Annotated in this window: 6 protein-coding genes and 1 pseudogene; 2 read left to right on the top strand and 5 right to left on the bottom strand. The window is 66.7% G+C overall.

Translation table 11 applies throughout. From position 1 onward, the window contains the following. A partial coding sequence (locus tag ACEQXV_RS09355; RefSeq protein ID WP_370268908.1) for a lyase family protein occupies positions 1-446 on the bottom strand: 446 nt, incomplete at its 3' end. A gap of 85 nt (positions 447-531) precedes the next feature. On the opposite strand from ACEQXV_RS09355, the gene ACEQXV_RS09350 reads away from it, so the two are divergent. Then, positions 532-945 carry a DUF6314 family protein gene (locus tag ACEQXV_RS09350; RefSeq protein ID WP_370252802.1) on the top strand — a complete coding sequence of 138 codons (414 nt, stop codon included), beginning with the start codon at positions 532-534 and terminating at the stop codon, positions 943-945. Here the strand turns inward: ACEQXV_RS09350 and ACEQXV_RS09345 are convergent. Continuing rightward, the gene (locus tag ACEQXV_RS09345) at positions 930-1355 is read right to left on the bottom strand and encodes a hypothetical protein (RefSeq protein WP_370268907.1); all 426 of its coding nucleotides are present in this window, start codon (positions 1353-1355) and stop codon (positions 930-932) included. The genes ACEQXV_RS09350 and ACEQXV_RS09345 overlap by 16 nt on opposite strands. Before the next feature lie 79 nt (positions 1356-1434). Further along, entirely contained in the window at positions 1435-2061 is a 627-nt protein-coding gene (locus tag ACEQXV_RS09340; protein WP_370268906.1) for a class I SAM-dependent methyltransferase, read from the bottom strand. Between the two features lie 137 nt (positions 2062-2198). Between ACEQXV_RS09340 and ACEQXV_RS09335 the strand changes: the two genes are divergently transcribed. Continuing rightward, a complete protein-coding gene (locus ACEQXV_RS09335; RefSeq protein ID WP_370252806.1) occupies positions 2199-3086 on the top strand; it encodes a LysR family transcriptional regulator in 888 nt (295 codons plus the stop codon). A 46-nt stretch (positions 3087-3132) separates the two neighbouring features. Here the strand turns inward: ACEQXV_RS09335 and trpE are convergent, their stop codons facing one another. Together trpE and ACEQXV_RS09325 are read right to left on the bottom strand one after the other, a co-directional pair. Next, on the bottom strand, positions 3133-4644 hold the full coding sequence (trpE, locus tag ACEQXV_RS09330; RefSeq protein ID WP_370268904.1) for an anthranilate synthase component I: 1512 nt from the start codon (positions 4642-4644) through the stop codon (positions 3133-3135). Between the two features lie 6 nt (positions 4645-4650). Next, positions 4651-5548: pseudogene (locus tag ACEQXV_RS09325) on the bottom strand (peptidylprolyl isomerase); the annotation flags it as partial.

The raw sequence follows: 5548 nt of genomic DNA, 5'->3' as shown, positions 1-5548 counted from the left end.
TCGGCGTGGATGCCGTGGCTGCGGCCGATGCGGACGGTGTCCTTGTGCTCGTAGGCGCGGCGCTTGAGCGCTGCCAGCAGCGCCTCCACGTCCTTGATCAGGATGTCGGCGGCACGCACCAGCTGCACGTTCAGCGTGGTATCCAGCACGTCCGAGGACGTCATGCCCTGGTGGACGAAGCGCGCCTCCTCGTTGCCGATGATCTCGGCCAGGTGGGTGAGGAAGGCGATCACGTCATGCTTGGTGACGGCCTCGATCTCGTCGATGCGGGCGACGTCGAATTCCACGTCCCTGGCCTTCCAGACGGCCTCGGCGTTTTCGCGGGGGATGACCCCAAGGTCGGCCTGGGCGTCGCAGGCATGGGCCTCGATCTCGTACCAGATGCGGAACTTGGTCTCGGGGCTCCAGATGGCGACCATTTCGGGGCGGGAATAGCGGGGGATCATGCGCCTCTGCCTTGTCTTGTCAGGTGGAATTGGCGCTCTCTTACGGCTATAGGGGCGCGACCACAAGCAATGGGGTGTCGCAGGGATGGGATTGGACCTCTTTGCCTTCGAAGGCAGCTGGCGGCTGAGCCGCCGGATCGAGGACAACCGGGCCGGGCTGACCGGCCGGCTGGAGGGCGAAGCGCGTTTCGCACCGGGGCAGGGCGGGCTCGTCCTGACCGAAACCGGCCTGCTGCGCTACGGCGAGGGCGCCCCCTTGCAGGCCGAGCGGCGCTACCTGTGGCGGGCCGAGGCGGACGGCATCGCCGTCTTCTTCGAGGACGGGCGGCCGTTTCACTGGTTTTCAGACGCCCAGAGCGCGGCCAGCCACGACTGCCCGCCCGATCTCTATGCCGTCAGCTACGGTTTCGGCGACTGGCCCGAAAGCTGGAGCGCGCGGTGGCAGGTCAGCGGGCCACGCAAGGATTACCGGATGGAAAGCCTCTACTCGCCGCGCTGATCCGCGCCCGGCTGGCCTTTCATGAGCCGGTCGGCCTTCTTGCGCACCAGGACGCTGCGCAGGTCATGCATGGCCATCAGCAGCCGGTCGGTGACGTCGTCGAGATCCGCGTCGCTGGCGCGCGATTGTGCCCATTGCGCGGTGAGGTTGAGGTGATCCACGGTGCGGTGGATGTCATCGAGGTCACGGCGCGCCAGAAGCGCCTCGCGGTCGGCCATCCAACGGGCAATCGCCTGGTTTTCCGACGGGGTCAGGACGTGGCTGCCATGGGGCTTGACCTTTCCGTTCTTGATGTTGATCACCGCGATTTCGGTCATCTCGATGCGGCGCTGGCGGTTCTCGGTATCCACCCGGTAGACCGCCGCCCCGTTTTCCCGCACCCGGAAGTAGTATTCTGGCAATTCCGACATGACTGCGCGCGTGCCCCGACCGCTGCTTGCTACGCGGCCAACTTAGAAAGGGGCCGGGGGGCTGTCAAAGGGAACGCGGTCACAGTTTGCGGGCGACGATATGGGGCCGCTTGCCGGGCTTGTGGAAATCCACCGTCTCGACGATCTCGAAACCTGCCGCCTTGATCCGGGCGATCAGGGGCGCGGCCTTCAGGAAGCGCACGTAGGGGGCCTTGCCGATCAGCTGCATCACCCCGATCACCGGGCGCAGGGGCGAGAGCGGGCTGATGCAGACGGTCTTGGAGATAAAGAGCCCGCCGGGCGCCAGGCGGTCGTGGATCTCGGCCAGCCCCGCGTCGAGATCGTCGAGCAGGTGCAGGATGGAAAAGGCCAGCACCACGTCGAAGGGGCCGTCGGGCAGTTCCCCCCGGTCTGCGGCGGCCTTGACGAAGCTCAGGTTGGATTGCGAGGCGTTCCAGGCCTTCTCGCGCCCGATCTCCAGCATGGCCCCGGAGATATCGGTCGCGACATAGTTGGCCACCGAGGGCGCCAGGGCCAGCGCCGTGGTGCCGGTGCCGCAGCCGATTTCAAGCACCCGGTCTCCTGCGGACAGGGTCCTGCGCACATGGGCCAGCGTGGCTTCGTAGGCGGGGACATCGCTGACCGGGTTCGCGGCGTATTTGGTGGCGATACGGTCCCAGAAACGGGCGGGGTTGGCGGTGGTCATCGTTACGGTCCTTGTTCCGGTGGCGCAGGGCGAGGCGCTGTGCCCGGCCAGTCCTGTCAAAATCACTATGGGGCATGTACCGGGGGGAGCTATCGAAAGAAATTGCAGAAATCCGCAGTCGGTTTATACGGATATGCATGAATTGGGCCGCGATCTCTTTCGACTGGAACCAGGTGCGCGCCTTCCTTGCCACGGTGGAGGAGGGCACGCTGTCGGGGGCTGCACGGGCGCTGCGGCTGACGCAGCCCACGCTCGGGCGGCAGGTGGCGGCGCTGGAGGAAAGCCTCAACATCACGTTGTTCGAGCGGGTCGGCAAAAGCCTGATCCTGACCCAGGCGGGCATGGACCTGCTGGAACATGTGCGCGCCATGGGCGAAGCCGCGAACCGGATTTCCCTGTCGGCGGCGGGTCACGTGCAGGAGGTGCAGGGCGAGGTGCGCATCTCGGTCGCCGATAGCTATGCCGCCTATATCCTGCCCGACATCCTCAAGCGCCTGCGCCGCGAAGCACCGGGCCTGACGATTGACATCGTTGCGGAAAACCGGGTCTCCGACCTGCGCAGGCGGGAGGCCGACATCGCCATCCGCCACATGCGCCCCGAGGACCCGGAGCTGATCGGCAAGCGCCTGCGCGACGGGACCGGCAGTTTCTATGCCTCGACGGACTGGCTCGATCGCAACGGCAGACCCAAAACTCTGGCCGAGCTGGAAAAGATCGAGATGATCGGCATCGACCAGCCCGAACGGATGGTGGCAGAGCTCAACAAGCGCGGCATCCCGGTCAGCCACATGAACTTCCCGATCCGCACGCTGAATTCCGTGGTGGCCTGGGAAATGGTGCGCCGTGGACTGGGGGTTGGCGTCGGTTCCGACCTGGTGGCCGCAGGCACGCCAGAGGTGGAGAAGCTGCAGATCGAGGAGCTTGCGCCGATCACCTTCCCCAACTGGCTGGTGACACATCGAGAGCTGCGCAACAGCCGCCGCATTCGCGTGGTGTTCGATCTTCTGGCGGAAGAGCTGGGATGAGAGGAACGCCACCCGCCGGGTGGCGATCCTCCCCTGCAGGCCGGTGCTACCGGTTGCCCCGTCCCGAGAAGAGGCTCGCCTCTTCGGCGGCCTTGCGGATCGCGCGGGACTTGTTCACCGTTTCCTGGAATTCGGCCTCGGGGTCGCTGTCATAGACCACGCCGCCGCCGGCTTGGATGTAGAGCTTTTCGTCCTTCACCACGGCGGTGCGCAGCGCGATACACATGTCCATGTCGCCGCCCGCGCTGAAATAGCCGACGCCGCCGCCCTCAACGCCGCGCTTTTCGGGCTCAAGCTCGTCGATGATTTCCATCGCGCGGACCTTGGGCGCGCCGGACACCGTCCCGGCAGGCAGGCCCGCCAACAGCGCCGACAGCGCGTCATGGTCATCAGACAGCTCGCCCACCACGTTCGACACGATATGCATGACGTGGGAATAGCGTTCGATCACGAATTCCTCGGTCGGGCGCACGGTGCCGATCTTGGACACGCGGCCGGTGTCATTGCGGCCCAGATCAAGCAGCATCAGGTGCTCGGCCAGTTCCTTCTGGTCCGACAGAAGGTCAAGCTCCAGCGCCTTGTCGTCTTCGGGTGTCGCGCCCCTTGGCCGGGTGCCCGCGATGGGCCGGATCGTGACCTCGCCGCCGAAGACGCGCACCAGGATCTCCGGGCTTGCGCCCACGACCTGGAAGCCGCCGAAATTGAAGAAGAACATGAAGGGCGAGGGGTTCGTCCGCCTCAGCGCGCGGTAGAGCGCGAAGGGCGGTTCGGGGAACGCCTGCGTCCAGCGTTGCGAGGGCACCACCTGGAAGATGTCGCCCGCGCGGATATACTCCTTGGCCTTCTCGACGGCGGCCAGGTAGTCGGGTTTGGCGAAGTTCGAGACGGGCTCTGCCACGGCATGTGCCTCGCCCATTTCGCGCGCTGCCGTGGTGGGCGCGCGTTCGAGGTCGCGCACCGCGTCCATCACCCGTTCGGCGGCCTGCGCATAGGCCGCGCGGGCCGACAGGCCGGACTCGACCCAGGCGGGCGAGACCACCGTCACTTCGCCCTTCACCCCGTCGATCACGGCGACGACCGAGGGGCGCATCAGCACCGCGTCGGGCAGGCCAAGTGGATCGGGGTTCACGTTGGGCAGGTGCTCGACCAGCCGGATCATGTCATAGCCGAGATAGCCAAAGAGCCCCGCCGCCGCGCCGGGCAGGTCGTCGGGGATGTCGATGGCGCTTTCGGCCAGCAGCGACCGGATCGCCCTGAGCGGCGGTTCGGCGCAAGGTTCGAAGGCCTCGCGGTCATAGCGCGCGGCGCGGTTCAGGCGGCTGTCCTCGCCCCGGCATTCCCAGATCAGGTCGGGCTTTATCCCGATGATCGAGTAACGCCCACGCACCTCGCCCCCGGTCACGGATTCGAGGATGAAGCTGTCGCGGCCGGCATCGGCCAGCTTCATCATCACCGAAACGGGCGTGTCGAGGTCGGCCGCCAGCCGGGCATAGACCAGCTGGTTGCGGCCATCATTCCAGCCCTGCTCGAAAGCCTCGAAAGAGGGGATCAGTGCCATGCTGCCTCAGGGGAACTGTGCGTGGATCGCGTTGATGACACCGGGATCGAGCGAGATGCCGATCTCGGCCTCCAGTGCCTGACCGAAGGCCTCGAACACATCGCCGGCAACCGCGTTGGCGATCTGCGCCCCGAAAAGCCCCTGCAACGCGGCCACTTCGGGCGCGCCGCGCGTGCCGGGGTTGATGCTGTCGAGCCGGGCAATCCAGGCCGCGCGGGCGCCGGGAATGACCACCATGTCGCCGGGTTGGGCCAGCTGGAACACCTGCGCCACCAGCGTCGGCGGGGCATCGGGGATGAAATCCTGGCGCCGGATCAGGCTTTCGCTGGTCAGGCTCAGCCCCTGGTCTTCCAGGCCGCCGGTCAGCGCCAGGTTGGCCAGGATCGCATTGGCCCGTTCTTCGAGGCGGATGCGCAGTTGCGTGGCGCGCCAGGCCTCGGCCACCTCGTCGGTGATCTCCTCGAGCGGCGGGACCGCAGGCGGCACAACCTCGTCGAGGCGGAGCGCGAACTGCCCCCCATCCGAGAGTTGCAGCAGTTCGGGAAAATCGCCATCCTGAGCGGCCAGGGCCGCGTCGGTGAAGGCGTCATAGGCGGCAATGCCGGAATCGACACCGTCGAACCAGTCGATGGTGCCGAACTGCATGTCGGTTTCCTCGGCCAGCTCCTCCAGCGTGGCGCCCCCGGCCAGGCGGTCGTCCAGATCGTCGATCATCGCGTCGATCGCGCGCCGTGCGGCTTCTTCGGACAGTTCCACCCGCAGATCCTGCGCGGCGTCCTCGAAGGGCACTTCGGTCGCGTCCAGAACCGCGTTGATGCGGAACAGAGCCGGGCCGAAGCGGCTGTCGAGCGGGCCGATGATCTCGCTTTCGGTATCGGCGAAGATCGCGGCGGCGGCGGCATCG

The organism is Nioella sp., assembly GCF_964229645.1.
GTDB lineage: Bacteria > Pseudomonadota > Alphaproteobacteria > Rhodobacterales > Rhodobacteraceae > Nioella.
This window is presented reverse-complemented; position numbering and strand designations above follow the sequence as displayed.

Coding starts and splice junctions, on each gene's coding strand:
- ACEQXV_RS09350 (WP_370252802.1), top strand. CDS start 532: ATGGGATTGGACCTCTTTGCCTTCGAAGGCAGCTGGCGGCTGAGCCGC.
- ACEQXV_RS09345 (WP_370268907.1), bottom strand. CDS start 1,355: ATGTCGGAATTGCCAGAATACTACTTCCGGGTGCGGGAAAACGGGGCG.
- ACEQXV_RS09340 (WP_370268906.1), bottom strand. CDS start 2,061: ATGACCACCGCCAACCCCGCCCGTTTCTGGGACCGTATCGCCACCAAA.
- ACEQXV_RS09335 (WP_370252806.1), top strand. CDS start 2,199: ATGAATTGGGCCGCGATCTCTTTCGACTGGAACCAGGTGCGCGCCTTC.
- trpE (WP_370268904.1), bottom strand. CDS start 4,644: ATGGCACTGATCCCCTCTTTCGAGGCTTTCGAGCAGGGCTGGAATGAT.